Origin of the sequence: Shewanella sp. Scap07 (assembly GCF_013394145.1) — a bacterium.
Classification (GTDB): domain Bacteria; phylum Pseudomonadota; class Gammaproteobacteria; order Enterobacterales; family Shewanellaceae; genus Shewanella; species Shewanella waksmanii.
In genome coordinates this window covers 4257016-4274411 of the sequence record NZ_CP041329.1, presented here as the reverse complement: position 1 = coordinate 4274411, position 17396 = coordinate 4257016, and the positions used below count along the sequence as shown (strand labels likewise).

Genomic DNA, 17396 nt, shown 5'->3' with positions numbered 1-17396 from the left:
CTTAACCTGCAATGGGCTTATGCCCTGAATGTAAGGTTTCTGCACTCTTAAATAACATATACAGGCAGGTAGTGATCAAGCACACTCCTAAGTAAACGATGAGCCTGTTATCTGCCTCGGTAAAAGTAGTGGCTAATAGTGGGCCTAAAACCGAGCCAACGCTGTAGCACAGCAGCATCATTTCGGTCGCTGAAACCATTTTCGCAACTGGCAGACCATCACAAGCCAAGGTAATGGCGATAGGGTAAAGTGCAAAACTACTTGCCCCTAACACCAATAAACTTGCCGCCATCATCGTTAAGTTGGTTGCCTCAAGCACACCTAAAACAGCGCCGCAGCCGAGCAAACAAAACAACGCCATTAATAGGCTTTTGCTCATGCGGGTCGACATAGCACTGGCGATTGGCTGAATGGCCATTCCACCTACAATAATACACGCCATCAACAAGCCTGTATGCTCTGCATAAGGGCTTACAAGGGTCAAATACGATGGCATTAAGCCGTATATTGGCCCCAATAGTAAACCTGACACAATACAGCCTATGATAGCGGGGCGGCTAATATGGCGCACTTCTTTACGGCTTATGGCCTGCTGATCATGACTACTTGGCTGACCCTTGCGGATAAATACCGGCACTAAAATAGCAGCGCATAATAAGGCCAATACCGACACAAAAGGCAATAGCCCGTTGGTCCCTAGCGCTGAGATAGCGAGCTGACCCACAGCACTGCCACCATAAAGTGCTGCCATATAAAGCCCTAACCTTTTTGCGCGCTGTTTGGCACAGTTTGCCATCAATAACCATGACTCAACGACAACAAATACCCCAGCTACAGCCATACCGGCAATAAACCGAGCCAGTAGCCAGGTGATCTGATGTGGCAGCACTAACATCAAAATGACAGTGCTAGCGACAATACCGAGAAACAAAATGAAGGCGCGACGATGACCGCATTTTTTAATGATTCCCTGTGTGCCAGTCGCGCCCAAAAGCAAGCCAAAATAGAACACACTCGCTAACCAAGGGGTTAATGTTGGTTCAAGGCCAAAGTAGGGTAACGATAGCGGGATCAAGCTCATTAAAAAGCCTGATGCAATGGCGAAGAAAGCCAAACCGACAACGGGAGTAATGATGGTGTTTTCTTCTAGGTGTTTTTCTACTTTTTCTGGGGTTAATGTGGCCAATTTAGTGCTACTTAATTGTTTGTTTTAGGCTATTTAATAGTTCTTGGCGTCCTAAGCGCTATTATTGCCTAGGGCTATTTGCGGCGAATGTAGAGCTGTCGGTTGATTAAGTAAAGTTAAATTTATGACTGCCAAATAGATTTGATGACTTTTTATACTGAAATGTTACTTAGATCATGCTTTTTAGGCTGTTAAAGCTGATGTTAGTAGTCCTAGTAAGGGGGAATGATCATGGCTAACTTTCAATAGCGCTGCATAATGGAGTATGAAACAAGCACAGAAAAGAGAAGTGGAGTTACAGTTATACATAGCTTATAGGCTGTAATAGTTTGATTTATGCTTGTTTGGATTGTTTTTTTGACGACTAACAGTCGATGGGTGGGTGTGTGGTGTATAAAACTAGTTTTGTCTGTGATTCGTTTCAACAAATACAGGCGAGGCAGGTGCATTAAAATCGCAGTCAACAAGAGGTATCAATAACAAGTTTGGGATTTAGTCATTAGCGGCAAGCCAACAAAAAAATGGCGATATCTTTGACTGCAGCAGCAAGATGTCGCCATGTTCAGCAGTGCTATTTTTTTAAAACAATTTTCTTGTAGCTGTATACGGCTAAAGATAACAATACTGTGATTAATATATAGCGATTAAACAGCATGAAACTGATGGGCTGCTGACCTATCTCTAATATCTCTTCCGCGCTCACGCCTATGGCGATAACGAAAATGATCTGATACAGGCGCTTAATACTCAGTGTTGCTAGCGGTACCTTAGTGCAGCCAATGTAGGCACATAGCCAACCTAGTATCGCACCAAAAGCCACATCTTCAGGCCAATGTGCACCAACTGCGATACGCGAAAGTGCCACCATAAATGCTAAAGTTAATACGGTCACTTTTGCTCCCCAGCTCTTAGCCATTAGCCACACTACACCAGCAAAAGCGAACGCTGTGGTGGTATGTCCTGATGGAAAGGAACGCTCATATTCGGCGCGGCCAACAATATGGCTAACCTCCACCAGTGCGGGAGGCCTTGGGGCATCAAAATATGTCTTAAAACAATAAACACTAATCATACATAGCGCTGAAGCGGCTAATACTTTAAATAGCCAGTGTGGCCGATAGATTAAGCAGATTAGCATTAATGCGCCAGCGGTAAGACCTTCACCAATGTCGGTAATACCCAGCAGTAACCAGTCGGGGATATGGCTTCCAAGTTGATTAAGTACATGGAAAGTTTCTACGTTGGTAGCACTACGTAAGGTCAATACGTGGATCACAAATAAGACCAGTAACATTGCTAGGGCATGATGGTTGGCATTAGTCGATATAAGTAATTGTTTTGGACTTACATTGACGGTCTTTGAAGAAGGTAACATAGCCTATGTATCTCACTGTTATTATTATTGTAAGCTGCAGGGCGATGCTTAATCATGTTGGAACGACCTGAAGCTAAATGTTAAACCAAGGCAGTTAAGAATGCCGTGTTCAAAATCCATTTCAGTGTCAATTTTGCGGCCACCTAAATCTTGGGCCAATCAGGGCATGTTTTACTAGAATAGAGGTAAAGTCAATTGTCTGGATGTAAATATTTTGTTATCAGGTCGAGGTTGAGTGTTGAAGTGATAGCTAAAGTGGCGAAATCGGTAACAGAAGTCTCTGATTATGATTGCGTTTTATGGCCAGTTCTAGCCCGAACTGGCCTGCTGTCAAGATTTGCTATCGTAGCGAAATAGCTGATTAGGAAAGCGTTAACGCGACAATTTTTAATGGGTGGTTACCGTCAAAAGACGGGAAATCTTCATGACAATCGAGCCATTGATGCTGAGTCACCTGCCTACCTTGTTTTTCTACACAGCGCAGTAAACTAGTAAACCACTGCTCACGATCCACTTTAGCAACGTTGTTGCAGCAAACAATGCTACCGCCGCTGCGGGTTGCGAGCATTGCAGGTTTAAACAAGCTCTGGTAGTCATTGATAAGATCGACGGTGCCAAATGGACTTTTGGCATAACGTGGCGGGTCGAGAAATACCAAATCAAATTGAGTGGCGTCGAGTTTAGGGTAGCGCGGCAGCTTTTGGTTGCGGCGACCACCGACTTTCAAGCCTGCCAATTGACGCATTGCAGGAAAAGCGTCACTTTGTATAAATTCACATACATCTTCAACGTGGTTGAGTTCGGCGTTACGTTGTCCGGCAGCAAGTGCGAACGACGAAAAATCGATATTGACCACCCGTGTTGCCCCGCCGACGGCTGCAGCCGTGCCGATCCCACAAGTATATGAAAACAGATTCAGTACCGTTTTGTTGGAGCTGTGAGCTTTTACATACTCTCGCCCCACGCGCATATCGAGAAACAGTAGCGGATCTTGCCCTTCGTGGCGTAGTTTACTGGTGAATTTAATATCATTTTCGTGCATCACCATTGGGGTGCTGGCGAGCTGTTCCAATTCGGCGCTGAGCGGATTAATGACACGGGAGTTTTTCTGCGAACGATCATTATAGATCACTGGCAGATCAGCTTGTTGCTTTAACTGCTCGCTGATCTCGCATTGCTGCTGTGTGGTTAAGGTTTGATGAAATGTTTGAATCAACCAAGCGCCGCCATAACGATCGACGTTAACCCCATTTGCGCCTTCAACAGTGCCGTGAAAGACACGATAGCAGTCAGTGTTTGCAAGCTTAGCTTTGGCAAGAAAATCCTGCCGTTGCTGCAGGGCATCTGTTAATAAAGACGAGATCGACATAAACTGGGTGCTCATTATATGGGGCAAATAGGGTTACCAAATAGGCATCCCCTTTCAATGGCTGGCATGATACCAAAGTTTTGCCGATAACTGGCCAATATCAAGATGATTTACTGGCTAAATGGAGCTTTTATCGATGAATATCGTTTTAGTACATGGCATTTTTAATACTGGCGTTGTGATGCGCAGGTTACAGCGAATGCTCCAAGATGCGGGTCATCAATGTTCAACGCCAACGCTGTCGCCTTTTGATGGCCGTTTGGGTATTGTTCATGCCGCTCACCAATTAGAGCGCCATATTAAAGAGACCTATGCTAATCAAACGGTAGTGTTGGTGGGCTTTAGTATGGGGGGCATAATTTGTCGTTACTATGCTCAACATGTCGCCCAAAAGGGCGATGTGAGTCATCTGTTTAGTATTGCCGCCCCTCATCATGGGAGCTATCTCGCTTATTTGCCATATCCGTCGATAACGATGAAACAGCTACGTCCTAACAGTGAGTTTTTACAGCAGCTTCGCGATGATGATGTCAATTTGGATGGGATAAAGTTATTTTCCTATCGTACCCCTTTAGATTTCACTATTATTCCAAGTCGCAGTTCAGTATGGCCTGCAGCTAGCAATCAATTGTTTTGGATCCCGTTGCACTTGAGTATGGTGTTGAGTTCGGCAGTGGGCAATGCGATAGAGCAGCAGTTAGCTCAAACCAATTAACCCCAGTAGTTGTTATACCTGTGAGTGATAGAGAGTCGTAAATGAGTAAGCTGAATCAAACAAGCGCAGCAGTAATCGATGTGTTAATGACTAAGGACGGCAGTCATACCTTAATGAGTCGCCAGTTTGATGATAGCTATCATGCCCATAACGGGGCAATGAGCGAGTCTCAGCATGTATATATTGATGCCGGTTACTGTGCACTAGCGTCACTGGTTGAACAGGTCTGTATTTTAGAGCTGGGCTTTGGCACTGGCATGAATGCCGCGTTAACTTTACAAGCCGCGCTTAAAGAAGGTGATTTAATCAGTAAGCCAATCCGCTATACCAGTATTGAAGCTTATCCCGTCCCGTTAGAAGTGATTGCACAGCTGAATTATGTCCAGCAGTGGGGAGAAGAATTGCAGTCGCTGTATCTGCGTATGCATCAAGCTCCTTGGGATTGCGATGTTGAGATTATCCCAGGATTTGTTCTGCATAAAGTTCATGGCAAGTTGGCTGATTATGTGAGCAGCCACGCGCAGTTTAATCTAGTGTATTACGACGGTTTTGCGCCTAGTAAGCAGCCTGAGTTGTGGACTGTTGATAACTTTCAACATATTTGGCCCATGCTGACCGATGAGGCTATGCTGGTGTCGTATTGTGCCAATGGTCAATTTAAACGAAATCTCAAAGCAGCGGGCTTTAGAGTGAAGCCCTACCCTGGAGCCTTAGGACGACGTGAAATGACCCGCGCGTGGAAAGGCAACCTCTCCATTGATGCAAGTTAGTTTGTAACAAGCGATTAACTGAACTTTCAATTCTTTTTAAAGTCGATAGATTAGAGGCTAAAGCTTTAGCTTAATCTATCACAGGGAGTTGTTATGCCGCTTATAAAGGCAAAGTGGCGCTATTTGTCGGGACTATTACTCGCCAGTAGTGCAATATTTTCAGCACAGGCAGCCAGCAACAATGCCGCTGTAGCGCTTGATTCATACACCATTGATGTCGATTTCAAATTGACTCATCCGATTTTACCGCTAAATCTCACTCAAGCCCCAGGTAAAGAATTGGTTCTATTTGGTGTTGATGACAAACAACAAAGATGGTTATCGGTGTTTGAAATGGATGCGACAGAGGGCTACCAACAAACTTTTAGTATCGAAGTACCCTATGGTTTTTATGGTTTCGATACCACAGAAGATACCAGTGAGCGGTCGCAACAAGACTTGTATTTTCTTTCAAGCGATGCGGTACATAAAATGGTTTTGGCCGAAGGTAAAGTGACCTTTGAGTCCTTACATGACATTGCGCCCATTACACTTAAGAAGCGCGTAGAGTTTATCACCCGCAGTGATTTTGTTCGCGATTTAAACCAAGATGGCCAGGATGATTTTTTTATTGCTGGCTTACAGCAATCTACGCTTTATATGGCAACAACTGATGGCTATGACGCAATCGAATTGCCTATTAGTCCACAGGTGGACCATTATAGTGACGGTGCGCGTTACCGTGCAGCTAAGGTGTATTTTGTCGATTTAAACCTCGATGGTTTAGATGATATTGTTAAAGTTGGTGAGGGGGAGTTTGAATATTATCCTCAACTTGCCGGAGGCCAATTTCGCACCATAGCGCAATATGTACCCGTTAGCTTAGCTATTAGTGCTATAGATTGGTGGAACAAACGTGATGCCTACGGCGAGTCACTAGATCAAAGTGATTTGATTTATCGTAAAGTTGAGCAGCTTCAAGATATTAATGCCGATGGTATGGCTGATTTAGTGATCCGTTATACCAAAAGCTCAGGGGTGCTTGATCGGGTTAACGATTATGAGATCTACCTCGGTGAGAATAAGGCCGGTTTATTGAGTTTCCCCAAGCAGCCAAGTAGTGTGATAAAAGCTGATGGTACCCTAACGGGCTTTGAATTGGTGGACATAGATGATGACGAAGTTAAAGAGGTGATGGTGGCTGGTTTCGATATCGGCTTGTCGCAAATTATTGGCGCATTGGTATCTGGCAGTATCGACCAAGATGTACACCTATTTAAAATGAACGCCAGCAATGCTTATGCGGACAAAGCCAACACCAGCAAGGAAGTTGAGCTTAGTTTCAGTTTAACTTCCGGTCAAAGTGGCACGCCGGTGGTCAAGCTGCTGGATCTTAATGGTGATGGCCTTAAAGATCTGTTGTTATCTGATGGTGATGATGAGCTGCGTTTTTATGTGGGTGAAAACTCCAGTAAATTGTTCTCTTCTCGCAGTGATAAAATCAATATTGTGCTGCCGCAAGATGGCGAAATGTTATCGAGTGCCGACCTTAATGGTGACGGCAAGCATGATTTAATGATTAAGTATGGCCGCCAAGATGACGTTGAGCTGCAAAGTCAGTTTAAAGTGATGTTATCTAACTAGTTGTAAATTGTGGCACAGGAAAAAAGTAGCCTGCTACCTTTTTCCTGTGGTTACAGTCAATTCATCTTAGCTTTGGCGGGTGAACCGGTAGGACTGGATTTGTACATCCTCACCTTTTACTTGTGTGTAAGTATCAACCAAAATAATATCACTGCCCGCGAACCTAAGCTCAATACGCATATTCTCTCTCGCTTGCCCATTTAGGGTGCTACCCGCGACTTTGACCGGGTAGTATTGGTATCGAGCAGTCGCTTGATTAAATTCGCCAGCAAAATGCATATCAGGGTTATTGTCGAACGAAGTCATTAGCTTGTAACCCGATTCTGGCGTATAGCTCAGCTGAACTTGACCATTTACGTTGTGGGCTTTGCCATTAACTAGTAGGTCATCTACTTGCAATTGTGCTGCGGTGGTTTTGGCTAAGGAGCCAGAGGCCTTGCCTGTTGCTTCAATGCGCTCGCCATTGCCGTCCATTGCCCAAATGTTCACGCGCCACTGGCCACTGAAATTATCCAGTGCTTGCCATGTTTGCGCAGCGGAAGCTGTTTGATTTTGAGCAGGTAGGCCATTAATGTTGATGTTTTTACTCGCATTTTCGTTGCGATAGTCTTCTCTGTCATTGTGGTAATCTGCTGCCGCACCTGCTGCAGCGCCAGTTGCAGCTCCTACCATAGCGCCTTTAGCGGCCAATCCAGCATCACCGGCTGCAGCACCCAGTGCCAGCCCGACAAGTGCGCCGCCAGCGGCTCCTGTTTTAAGGCCCCTGTGCTCGCTCGTTTCACTATCACCGGTGGAGGCACAACCGCTCAAGCCGAAAATAAGTATTGATGTAAATAATGAAGTTTTGATCGCAGTCATAGCATTACCTTAATAGTGTGAAACTGTTCATTGGCGTCTATTTAACCAAAGTCTCAGTTGCTACTTAAGGGCAAGCGAGTCAAAAAATATCTATACTATGCCTATAGTTAACTTGTTATCTTGTACAGCTAACATTCAGTTTATATCGATTAATTGGGGGGATTGATGGCTAACTCAAGCTATACCGGAATAGATGAGTATTTGTTTCAGAAACGTACTCAGCTTGGGTTGTCACAAGATGGATTGGTGCAGGCATTGCAGCAATTTAGCCCTTTGTTCAATGAAATAGATGTGCTGACGGTGAGTCGTTGGGAGCGAGGTAAGGTGAGCCCTAATATTCGTCGACAAGTTGCGCTGATGGCTTTTTTTGGCGATGAACCACATCTCTTGCTCACGAACCCAGAGTTTAATCTTAAACAGCTACCGTCTTTGACAGCCTTTCAACAAATGTTAGATAAGCAGATGAATGTCAATCATGTGATGGGTGCCCACCCTTACATTCCCCATGAAGAGCAGTTATTTGAGAAGGCAGGTAAACAGGTGGATAACCTGTCACAGCGCCTGAGGTGGATTTGCCATTACCACCAAAATTTAACCGGACAAGGCGCTGATTGGTCAGAAGCTTGGTTAGCTCAGCTAGTGGCACACCCGTCAACGGAAGTATTGTTTTATCAACATGATGATATGTTATTAGGCCATGCTATCTATGTGCGGGTCTCTCAAGTTACTTTGATGGCGTTGCTTAGTGGCGACTTAAAGGAAAGTCAGTTAGAGGTGGCGCACCTCGTTACCAAACAGCAAGCGGGTTGTTTGTTTTTATTAAGCTCGTATGTTGGGGGCCGATTTGTCGCTGAAGACTATTTAATGTGGCAGATATTTACCTTGTTAGAGAACCCTTTGAATTTGGCTTTGGGTTATAAAGCTCATAGTGACTTTGGGATTAAGTTAGCGGAGTTCTTAAACAGTAAAAAAATAGCCCAAGGGCCTCAAGTAGCAGGCCATCTACAGGGGGCAAAGTATCTCGGCAAACGCTATGGCTATGTGTCATTTTTACTTGAACGTGAAGAGGTGCTCTCATCACCTGTGATACTAAAAATGATGCGCGACACCCATACTATTTAATGTGTTTATCCATAGGTGCTATAACACTTTGGCTTTGTATCTTCGCTGCTGTTTAAGGGCAGATTTAAATGGTGAAATTTTTGTTAATGTGGCTGCAATTATTGTGTCCATTCTGTTTTGTGTGGCGATCAGCTAATTTACAACCCTGCGCAACCTCTCTTTTTTTAATATTATTTCAAATTGATACCATTTAGCTTGTTTCGCACATTTTAATATTCAAGTGTTTGTTTATAAATATTATTTTATTTATTCCACAACTACTTTTTCTCCGCGACACGACCCCATTAATATTCGATTAATTTATCACCATTAAGATCTCATTCAGATTTGTCGTTGTATATAAGTGGCGTATTGATCCAGTGCTATTTTAGATAGTCAGCTGGAGCCATTTATTGAATATGACCAGTATTGAAATGTTTTGGGGGATATATGATTGGTTTAACAAGTCCAAATAGTGAAGCAAGTGCTACTCTTGCTGCGCAAGTGATTACATCTATTGGCGCCTTGGTATTACTTGTCACCCTCGTTGCCTTTGTGATTGCACTTTTTGAAGAATGGAAAGTGGTGCGTGACTACAATGAAAAAAAGCGCAACTGTAAGTTTTTTGAAAGCATGTCTCGCGTCAAACCTAAGTTCCGCTAACGCTATTAAATCAGCAGTGTTATCTCAATAAGCTTTAAGCATGCCATAAAACAAGAAAAGTCGACCTGACATTAGCTGATGGCATTGGTGTTAAAGCGTAGACGAGCAATACAACCACCTGTTTTAGCATCAGCTAAGTCAAACTCCCACCCGTAACGTTGACATAAGGCGTTGACGATTAACAAGCCTAACCCATGGCCTTGTTGATGGATTTCGCTCTCTGTTAAGCCGCGTCCTTGGTCGACCACATCAATATAATCGTCGCTGACGGTAACGATGATTTTTCCACCATCACTGGCGTTGATTGCGTTGTTAATCAAGTTGGATATTAGCATTCTTAACACGGCTTCAGGTGGAGTGATTTGTGGTTGAGATTGCATATTTAGTTCGATTGATACCGCCTTTTTACTCGCTAATTCACTGACCGTTGAGATGAGTGTTTCCATTTCCGCTTGGGTGAGCTTTCTTTGGGGTTGCGGCTCGGATTGTCGACTTTCTTGCTTCACTAGGCTGAGTAGGGCATCTACCGTATTTTGCATGTCTGCGGCCGCTTTAATAATGCGTTGCTGTTGCCGCTGCTGAAAGTCAGGTGATTGATCATGTTGCAGTAGATGACTTGCACCATGGATAATGGTCAATGGCGTGCGCAGTTCATGACTCGCATACCGAGAGAAAGTATGTTCTTGTTCTATCAACTGGGCTATTTGAGCCTGGTAGCTATTGAGGCTTGCAGTTAAATGGTGGAACTCTTGGACAGCTCCGTCTGGTACTTGAAAGCGCTGCTGAGGTTGGCCGTTATGTAGCTGGTCGCTGAGCTGGCTGATGGGTTGTATCATGCGCTTGGTTAATTTAATCAATGCGTAGCCGAACAACAAAAACAGCGTCGAAGTGATGCCAAATACGAACAAGCTAATACGTCGCCACTCATTCTCTGTTAACTCTGCGGTTTCGGCATTCATGACTAACAACAATGGATGGTGACTTTGCATCGCAACGTAGTCGGTGCGGTACACAAAAATATCACCTTGTTCACTTGCATTGGTCATTTCATTTAGAAAGCCTGAAGGTAAATCGGCTAATCCTTGGTACTGCTCCGGCAGCTGACTGAGATCGTTATAAGCTGTGATGCTATTTGTCATCGTTAGCGGCGAGGGGGCACCCGCATTGAAGTCACTGACTGCTGTCACACTTGCGGCATAGAGAAGACGAGTGTTCACTTCATCTTCCAACCAGTAAAGCATACTTAAAGACAGGCCGTAAATAATCACCCCGACCATCAATGCAATCGAGGTAAAGTAGATGGTGAACTTGCGGGTGAGGCTTTCTGCACTACTTGTTGACATTAGTGGCCACTTAATTCCAGTTTGAAGCCAATTTTGGGCACTGTCATGATCATTGGTTGCTCAAAAGGTTTGTCTATTTGATTTCGTAACTGGTACATGTGACTGCGCAAAATATCATTGCTAGGTGGTGAGTCGCCCCAAAGTTCATGGACAATTTCCTCTCGCTTTAACACTTGCGGGGCACGATTAATCAGCAACAACAAAATTTGATAACAGGTCGGGGTTAATACTAGTTTCTTACCGCTGCGGGTAACTGAGTATTCAGCAGTATTAACTTGGAGTGGACCATAGTTAATGATGTTCTGGGCGACTTGGCCTTTATGTCGATTAATCAGTGCGATGAGACGCGCTTGCAACTCATCAAAATCAAATGGTTTAGCTAAATAGTCATCGGCGCCAGCGGCAAAGCCTTTAAGCAAGTCTTGTTTTTCATCTAAGGCGGTGAGCATTAATACCGGCGTATGACAGCCATGTTGGCGTAGCTGTTTAGCTACAGTCAATCCATCCATTTTGGGTAGCATGAGATCAAGAATAATGGCATCAAAGTGGCCATTGATTGCCAGTTCAAGCCCCAACTCTCCGTTACTGGCAAAGTCAACTTCGGCGCCTTTTGCCTCCAAAAAGTCAGCCAGAATACCGGCGACATCAGGGTTATCTTCTACCACCAATATTTGTGCGTTTTGCATGAGACCGCCTCGGTTATTAATTGTCGATATTATGCCACTAAAACGTGAAAAAAATGTCAATGAGCTTTTGTTCACAGTCACTTGTATAGGATAGCTGCATTATTTTTACCATTAAGAGTATAGCGATGAAAACCTATCAAAATGATAATCCATCTGCTGTTGAAGTCGGCTTGTCGATCATCATACCTGTTTTCAATGAACGTGCGGGTCTGTCAGAGCTGATAAGTCGACTAGATACCGTGGTCACGGGTTTAAACATCAGCAGTGAATTGGTTTTCATTGATGATGGCAGCACCGACGGTACATGGGAGGCGCTACAAGCCTTACCGACAGCAAGTTTTGCTTACCAATGCATTCGCTTGAGTCGCAACTTTGGCAAAGAAGCTGCGACGACAGCAGGGCTCGAACAAGCCCGCGGCCTGGCGGTGATATTACTTGATGCTGATTTACAGGATCCACCTGAGTTGATCCCAGAGATGATCGCAGCTTGGCGTGGCGGAGCGGATGTGGTCAATATGCGACGTCGCTCCCGCTTAGGTGAGTCTTGGTTTAAACGTTTTTCTGCTGCGGCCTTTTATCGTGTCATTAATGGCATGTCGCAGACGGATATTCCTGAGAATGTGGGTGACTTTAGATTGCTCAGTCGCCAGGTTGTTGATGCTATAAATGCGCTACCTGAAAGAAACCGTTTTATGAAAGGCCTACTGAGTTGGCCTGGTTTCAACCAAGTGACGCTCAGCTTTGACCGTGATCCGCGCTTTACCGGCACCAGTAAGTGGGGCTATGGCAAGTTACTCGGTTTAGCGATGGATGGCATTACTTCATTTAGTATCAAACCGCTTCGAATAGCGACTTGGCTAGGCCTTGCCACTGCGCTTGCAGCGTTTTGTTACGGCAGCTGGGTATTTGCAAAAACAGTCATTTGGGGGGAAGTAGTGGCGGGTTACCCGTCGTTAATGGTGGTGCAACTTGGGGTCGCAGGGATTCAACTGCTGGCGCTAGGCATGATAGGTGAGTATTTGGGAAGGGTATTTATGGAAGTAAAACAGCGACCTGTTTACCTGATTGGGGATGTTAAGTATCGCCAAAGCTACCAAAGCCGACGTACTGCATCGTCAGTAAGTGGGGCGATAGATTCGGACAATATTCGTTATTTGAAGGCTAAATTATGAAGGCTATGTCACGTTTAGCTTGGGGGTCGCTGGCGCTGTTGGTGACAATCTTAATTGTGCGCCTGGTGAGCTTGAGCTTTTATCCTTTAATGGATACGACAGAGGCTCGCTACGGTGAAATGGCGCGATTAATGGTAGAGACTGGCAATTGGTTGACTCCGTTGTTTGACTACAATGTACCATTTTGGGGCAAACCGCCGCTGCACACCTGGATGAGTGCGCTGGGTTTAACGGTGTTTGGTGATAATGAGTTTGCCGTCCGTGTGCCGCATTGGTTGGCGGCAGTGGCGACTTTGGCGCTAAGCGGCTACTTTGCCAAGCGCTTAAAGATCGATGCGATAAAGACCTGCATTATCCTAAGTACTTGTGTGGTGTTTTATGTCAGTGCTGGAGCGGTAATGACAGACATGGCACTGACTTTTGGCTTAACGCTTGCGATGGTTGGATTCTACCTATGCTGGCAAGGGGAAGTGCGCTGGGGGTATTGGGGCTTTGTGGGGTTAGCCATTGGTTTACTAGCAAAAGGTCCGGTTGTCATAGTGATCATGACCATTGGAGTCGGACTATGGCTAATTTGGTCGCAAGGGCTAATTCAACCATGGTCAAGGCTTTGGCAGAAGATACCGCTTCTTTCTGGGCTAGCATTAATGTTAGCGATTGCGGCCCCTTGGTACTTATTAGCTGAACAAGCCACTCCAGGTTTTTTGCAGTATTTCCTTGTTGGTGAACATTGGTTGCGCTTTGTTGATAGTGGTTGGACGGGCGATCTTTACGGCTCAGCCCATGATGAACCCAGAGGAACTATCTGGCTGTTTTTCGCTGTTGCAGCACTGCCTTGGAGCGCCTTTATTCCACTGGCCTTGTGGCGCATATTCAATAGCGATTCAGGGTTAACTTCGTTACACCAGTTTCTCATTTGTTGGATGGTCGCGCCTATGGTGTTGTTCACATTGGCGGGTAACGTGCTGCCTGCTTATGTATTACCGGGCATTCCCGCATTGGCTTTACTGCTTGCTAGCGCTTGGCCGAAAACTAACTTGCCAGGGCAAACAGCAATCGCCATAGCGATCCCGCTATTGATTGTCGCGACTGTGGTGCTGCTCAATAGTGGCCCGACAAAATTGAAAAGTGATAAGTGGTTGTTAACGCCTGTACCTAAAGGTGAGAGCGTATACTATTTAGGTAAAAGACCGTTTTCATCGCGCTTTTACAGCGAAGGCAAAAGCAAAACGATGACCGAAGATGAGCTATCCGCCATGGCTGCTGTCCGCTATTGGCTGGTGGTTAAACAAGCGCAAATCAGTGAGCTTAATCTAAGTTATTGCACAGCTGTGCGTGAGACGAAAGAGAAGCAGTTACTTCAATGTCAGCCTTAGCACCGTTAACGCGCCTAATTACCTCACCACTGATCAAGTTCTTATTAGTGGGCGGCAGTGCATTCTTAGTTGATTTAGGCTTGTTTTGGCTAGCGGCATTTCAGCTTGAAATGCCGATTATGTGGGCGCGATCGCTGGGCTTTATAACAGCCTTGTGCATCACATGGGGGCTTAACCGTCGATGGACTTTCGCTCATCGACATCAATCGCAAAAACGTCGGCAAGCGCCGGCGGTTTTCGTCGTGGCGCTACTGGCAATTGCTGTTAATTTGACAGCATTTTCAGTTGTTAGTACTTACTTGCCCCAGCAGGCCGCTTACCAAATGGCGGCGCTGGCATTAGGTGTCATGGCTGGAACAGTCATCAATTGGTTGGGGGCCAATTACTATGCCTATCGTGATAATCAGCAGCAAACTGTTACTGACTAGGCCTTTAATGTGGTAACTGTGGTGTGCGACAATGACGCTTTTCTTTGTCATCAAGTTATTGGTTGCGTGAAGGTGGTGAGCCTTTATGTGACTTGGAGTTAACATGATTAAATCTAAGCAGGCTATTTCTATATTGCTGGCTGGCGCGGTAATGACCGGTTGTCAGACAACCAATCCTTATACTAACGAATCTCAAAATGCCCGTGCGACAAATGGTGCCATGATAGGCGCGATTGCTGGCGCGGCAATCGGTGTGGCCTCATCAAGTAAAAGTGATCGCGGCAAAGGGGCATTAATTGGTGCAGCATCAGGTGCCGCCTTGGGTGGCGGCATTGGTTACTATATGGATGTGCAAGAAGCGGAGCTTCGTCAACAGTTACAGTCTACGGGCGTGAGTGTTACTCGCAGTGGCGACAATATTATTTTGAACATGCCAAATGAGGTTACTTTTGCCGTTGACCAAACGGATCTCAATGCTGGCGCTAAACGTGTGCTGACTAGTGTTGCATTAGTAGCGAAAGAGTATGACGAAACTCAGCTCAATGTGATGGGCTTTACTGACAGCAGCGGGGCTGAATCATACAACTTACGCTTATCACAAGTTCGAGCCTCTGAAGTAGCCAATTTTCTTATGGCGCAGCAAGTTGCAAGTCATCGTATTGCATCCCACGGAATGGGTGAATCCCGTCCTATTGCATCCAATGATACTAAAGAAGGTAGAGCGCAAAATCGCCGTGTAGAAATTGTGCTTAGTCCATTACCGCAAAGTTAGTCAGTATTAGAAATCTATCTAACTAGCAATAGGGTCGTTGCATGATGGCCTTATTGCTGGTTGTATGCCGCTATCTTTTTACATCTAAATCCAACAAAGTGGGACAGTTTGTCTCGGTTGATTTTTTTCCTCGTTACCTGCCTCCCATAGTGAAAGAAAACCCTCGTTGCAACTCTTGTGAGCCTTGGTGAATTACGGCTAAATATGGCCATTGCTAATTGACTTTGGAAACAATAATGAAATCTTGGATGATAGTAGGATTACTTGCTTGCCCAGCGATGGCGCATGCGGCAGAGCTTGAGTTTCGCGCCGCGGGTAGCTTAAAAACGGCGATGAGTGAAGTCATTGGTCAATATCAGCAACAAGTCGATGTCGATATTAATGCGCAATTTGCGCCATCGGGTTTGCTGCGTAAACGTATTGAACAAGGTGAGCAGGTTGACCTCTATGCGTCTGCCAATATGAAACACCCTAATACCCTGCACGCGGCCAACCAAGCGGGCCCAGTTGTTGAGTTTGCCGGCAATAATCTGTGTGCTTTGGCGCAGCAATCTGTGGAAGTCGATTCAAATAATTTACTTGCCGTTATGCTGAACCAGAAAATCCGTCTCGGCACTTCGACGCCGAAAGCGGACCCTGCTGGGGATTATGCATGGCAGCTGTTTAATCGTGCTGAATCTGTACAGCAAGGGGCAGAGGCGGCATTACAATCTAAAGCTCTGCAATTGACTGGCGGTGAAAATAGTGCCAAGCCACCTAAAGGTCGCAACCCTTATGGCTGGGTGATGGGCGAGCAGCAAGCGGATCTATTTTTGACCTATTGTACCAATGCAGTGTTAGCGCAAAAAGAGGTGCCAAGCCTTAAGATTATTAAGGTGCCGAGTGAGTTAGCGGTTGGGGCGACTTATGGGCTGACATTAGTAAACGATTACCACAAAGAGGCTGCAGGTCTGGCGATGTTTATTCTGTCATCACAGGGGCAAGCTATCTTGGCCAAATATGGTTTTGAAACTCGCGCAGAATAAACAGATGATTTTACTTAAATCAGCCGAATAGATAGCACTGAAACCTGGGCCTGTTTAAACGGCGAAGAGCACATTACGAGAGTGTTAAACTTGCCTGATGCGCATGATAGTGAGACCGATGAGTAGGCATAGGTAAAAAGCGATGCGCAGCAGCACGGTTTGTGTCGGTTGCATAGTGAGCTCATAGTGGTTGAGCTTGTCCTCAAAAGCATGGATATGTTTGCGCATCGAGCCCATTGTACCGCGCTCGTGAGTGTATTGGCGACTTTGTAGCAGTATTTGCAGTTCTTTGATGGTGTCACTATAGAGGCTAATTAAATGTGCCAACTCTTGGTTGTCGCTAGACCACTGCGATAGGGTCTGGACTTTATTACTTAGCAGTTGCAAGGAAATCGGGTTTTCGGAGGTAATATAGGTGAATAGATGCTGCCTGATCGCTAAGGTTTGTGCGTAGACATTGACATTATACTCACGTCCTAATAGCTCCAGTTGCTCTTGCTCATTCATCAGTCGATTAAGGATCTGCAAATCTTGCTGATTGGCCGATTTAAGCTCAGTTATCAGTCGATGAAAATCTGTCTCGTATTGACTCAGAGAGCCTTTAAGGCCTGCCATTTGTGAAGCGGTATTACGGGTCAAGCAATGGCCAAAATGATCGGTTTGCTGTTTAACTTGGGCTAAGCGCTTTTCCCAGGTTTCTTTGTATTCTATTTGCTGACGCAATAAATAATCTTTTTCATGGCGCCTAAGCATCAAGTGTTGTTGCTGCAATTTGAGCACTTGGACATAACAATCGTTTGCGCTAGCACTCCAATACTGAAAGCCCTCGAAGCCGAGGATCAATATAACCGTGATAACTATGGCGAGTGATGTCGAGCGTTGGCTACTCAAAAAAGCGCGTCCTTTGCTGGTTTATCTCATTAGTATAGCTGCT

Annotated in this window: 17 protein-coding genes; 10 read left to right on the top strand and 7 right to left on the bottom strand. The window is 45.3% G+C overall.

Going from position 1 to position 17396, the window contains the following annotated elements:
• Position 1: 1 nt before the first annotated feature.
• The 3 genes from FLM48_RS18835 to FLM48_RS18825 all read right to left on the bottom strand — a co-directional run bounded on the left by FLM48_RS18835 (position 2) and on the right by FLM48_RS18825 (position 3930).
• Positions 2-1186 (bottom strand): MFS transporter, encoded by a 1185-nt coding sequence (locus tag FLM48_RS18835; protein WP_256870977.1) that lies wholly within the window; start codon positions 1184-1186, stop codon positions 2-4.
• 571 nt (positions 1187-1757) lie between these two features.
• Positions 1758-2561 carry a phosphatase PAP2 family protein gene (locus FLM48_RS18830; protein WP_179025717.1) on the bottom strand — a complete coding sequence of 268 codons (804 nt, stop codon included), beginning with the start codon at positions 2559-2561 and terminating at the stop codon, positions 1758-1760.
• A gap of 361 nt (positions 2562-2922) precedes the next feature.
• A complete protein-coding gene (locus FLM48_RS18825) occupies positions 2923-3930 on the bottom strand; it encodes a class I SAM-dependent rRNA methyltransferase (protein WP_028774946.1) in 1008 nt (335 codons plus the stop codon).
• Positions 3931-4066: 136 nt separating this feature from the next.
• Between FLM48_RS18825 and FLM48_RS18820 the strand changes: the two genes are divergently transcribed.
• The 3 genes from FLM48_RS18820 to FLM48_RS18810 all read left to right on the top strand — a co-directional run bounded on the left by FLM48_RS18820 (position 4067) and on the right by FLM48_RS18810 (position 7038).
• Positions 4067-4645: a triacylglycerol lipase gene (locus tag FLM48_RS18820; RefSeq protein WP_179025716.1), complete on the top strand. Its 579-nt coding sequence runs from the start codon at positions 4067-4069 to the stop codon at positions 4643-4645.
• 41 nt (positions 4646-4686) lie between these two features.
• Positions 4687-5415: a tRNA (5-methylaminomethyl-2-thiouridine)(34)-methyltransferase MnmD gene (mnmD, locus tag FLM48_RS18815; RefSeq protein ID WP_179025715.1), complete on the top strand. Its 729-nt coding sequence runs from the start codon at positions 4687-4689 to the stop codon at positions 5413-5415.
• 93 nt (positions 5416-5508) lie between these two features.
• Positions 5509-7038, top strand: a complete 1530-nt coding sequence (locus FLM48_RS18810; RefSeq protein ID WP_179025714.1) for a VCBS repeat-containing protein — start codon at positions 5509-5511, stop codon at positions 7036-7038.
• A 66-nt stretch (positions 7039-7104) separates the two neighbouring features.
• On the opposite strand, the gene FLM48_RS18805 is transcribed toward FLM48_RS18810, so the two are convergent.
• A complete protein-coding gene (locus tag FLM48_RS18805) occupies positions 7105-7896 on the bottom strand; it encodes a glycine zipper domain-containing protein (protein ID WP_179025713.1) in 792 nt (263 codons plus the stop codon).
• Positions 7897-8061: 165 nt separating this feature from the next.
• Here FLM48_RS18805 and FLM48_RS18800 point away from each other — a divergent pair, with 165 nt between their 5' ends.
• Together FLM48_RS18800 and FLM48_RS18795 are read left to right on the top strand one after the other, a co-directional pair.
• Complete coding sequence (locus tag FLM48_RS18800) at positions 8062-9018, top strand: DNA-binding transcriptional regulator (RefSeq protein WP_179025712.1); 957 nt, start codon at positions 8062-8064, stop codon at positions 9016-9018.
• 429 nt (positions 9019-9447) lie between these two features.
• Positions 9448-9660 (top strand): hypothetical protein, encoded by a 213-nt coding sequence (locus FLM48_RS18795; RefSeq protein WP_179025711.1) that lies wholly within the window; start codon positions 9448-9450, stop codon positions 9658-9660.
• A gap of 71 nt (positions 9661-9731) precedes the next feature.
• On the opposite strand, the gene FLM48_RS18790 is transcribed toward FLM48_RS18795, so the two are convergent.
• Positions 9732-11003 carry a HAMP domain-containing sensor histidine kinase gene (locus tag FLM48_RS18790; RefSeq protein ID WP_179025710.1) on the bottom strand — a complete coding sequence of 424 codons (1272 nt, stop codon included), beginning with the start codon at positions 11001-11003 and terminating at the stop codon, positions 9732-9734.
• Positions 11003-11689 (bottom strand): response regulator transcription factor, encoded by a 687-nt coding sequence (locus FLM48_RS18785; protein ID WP_179025709.1) that lies wholly within the window; start codon positions 11687-11689, stop codon positions 11003-11005. Before FLM48_RS18785 ends, FLM48_RS18790 begins: the two co-directional genes overlap by 1 nt.
• Positions 11690-11814: 125 nt before the next feature.
• Between FLM48_RS18785 and FLM48_RS18780 the strand changes: the two genes are divergently transcribed.
• From FLM48_RS18780 to FLM48_RS18760, 5 genes are all read left to right on the top strand, one after another.
• On the top strand, positions 11815-12861 hold the full coding sequence (locus FLM48_RS18780) for a glycosyltransferase family 2 protein (RefSeq protein WP_179025708.1): 1047 nt from the start codon (positions 11815-11817) through the stop codon (positions 12859-12861).
• Positions 12858-14237, top strand: coding sequence for a glycosyltransferase family 39 protein (locus FLM48_RS18775; RefSeq protein WP_179025707.1), 1380 nt, complete (start codon positions 12858-12860; stop codon positions 14235-14237). Before FLM48_RS18780 ends, FLM48_RS18775 begins: the two co-directional genes overlap by 4 nt.
• The gene (locus tag FLM48_RS18770; protein WP_179025706.1) at positions 14225-14665 is read left to right on the top strand and encodes a GtrA family protein; all 441 of its coding nucleotides are present in this window, start codon (positions 14225-14227) and stop codon (positions 14663-14665) included. The genes FLM48_RS18775 and FLM48_RS18770 overlap by 13 nt, the downstream gene beginning before the upstream one ends.
• Before the next feature lie 103 nt (positions 14666-14768).
• Entirely contained in the window at positions 14769-15437 is a 669-nt protein-coding gene (locus tag FLM48_RS18765; protein WP_179025705.1) for an OmpA family protein, read from the top strand.
• Between the two features lie 236 nt (positions 15438-15673).
• A complete protein-coding gene (locus tag FLM48_RS18760) occupies positions 15674-16462 on the top strand; it encodes a molybdate ABC transporter substrate-binding protein (RefSeq protein WP_179025704.1) in 789 nt (262 codons plus the stop codon).
• 84 nt (positions 16463-16546) lie between these two features.
• On the opposite strand, the gene FLM48_RS18755 is transcribed toward FLM48_RS18760, so the two are convergent.
• The gene (locus FLM48_RS18755; protein ID WP_179025703.1) at positions 16547-17353 is read right to left on the bottom strand and encodes a hypothetical protein; all 807 of its coding nucleotides are present in this window, start codon (positions 17351-17353) and stop codon (positions 16547-16549) included.
• Positions 17354-17396: the final 43 nt, after the last annotated feature.

Excerpts from the sequence above, each read along its gene's own strand:
- FLM48_RS18830 (WP_179025717.1), bottom strand. The coding sequence starts at position 2,561 with ATGTTACCTTCTTCAAAGACCGTCAATGTAAGTCCAAAACAATTACTT.
- FLM48_RS18825 (WP_028774946.1), bottom strand. The coding sequence starts at position 3,930 with ATGTCGATCTCGTCTTTATTAACAGATGCCCTGCAGCAACGGCAGGAT.
- FLM48_RS18820 (WP_179025716.1), top strand. The coding sequence starts at position 4,067 with ATGAATATCGTTTTAGTACATGGCATTTTTAATACTGGCGTTGTGATG.
- mnmD (WP_179025715.1), top strand. The coding sequence starts at position 4,687 with ATGAGTAAGCTGAATCAAACAAGCGCAGCAGTAATCGATGTGTTAATG.
- FLM48_RS18810 (WP_179025714.1), top strand. The coding sequence starts at position 5,509 with ATGCCGCTTATAAAGGCAAAGTGGCGCTATTTGTCGGGACTATTACTC.
- FLM48_RS18805 (WP_179025713.1), bottom strand. The coding sequence starts at position 7,896 with ATGACTGCGATCAAAACTTCATTATTTACATCAATACTTATTTTCGGC.
- FLM48_RS18800 (WP_179025712.1), top strand. The coding sequence starts at position 8,062 with ATGGCTAACTCAAGCTATACCGGAATAGATGAGTATTTGTTTCAGAAA.
- FLM48_RS18795 (WP_179025711.1), top strand. The coding sequence starts at position 9,448 with ATGATTGGTTTAACAAGTCCAAATAGTGAAGCAAGTGCTACTCTTGCT.
- FLM48_RS18790 (WP_179025710.1), bottom strand. The coding sequence starts at position 11,003 with ATGTCAACAAGTAGTGCAGAAAGCCTCACCCGCAAGTTCACCATCTAC.
- FLM48_RS18785 (WP_179025709.1), bottom strand. The coding sequence starts at position 11,689 with ATGCAAAACGCACAAATATTGGTGGTAGAAGATAACCCTGATGTCGCC.
- FLM48_RS18780 (WP_179025708.1), top strand. The coding sequence starts at position 11,815 with ATGAAAACCTATCAAAATGATAATCCATCTGCTGTTGAAGTCGGCTTG.
- FLM48_RS18775 (WP_179025707.1), top strand. The coding sequence starts at position 12,858 with ATGAAGGCTATGTCACGTTTAGCTTGGGGGTCGCTGGCGCTGTTGGTG.
- FLM48_RS18770 (WP_179025706.1), top strand. The coding sequence starts at position 14,225 with ATGTCAGCCTTAGCACCGTTAACGCGCCTAATTACCTCACCACTGATC.
- FLM48_RS18765 (WP_179025705.1), top strand. The coding sequence starts at position 14,769 with ATGATTAAATCTAAGCAGGCTATTTCTATATTGCTGGCTGGCGCGGTA.
- FLM48_RS18760 (WP_179025704.1), top strand. The coding sequence starts at position 15,674 with ATGAAATCTTGGATGATAGTAGGATTACTTGCTTGCCCAGCGATGGCG.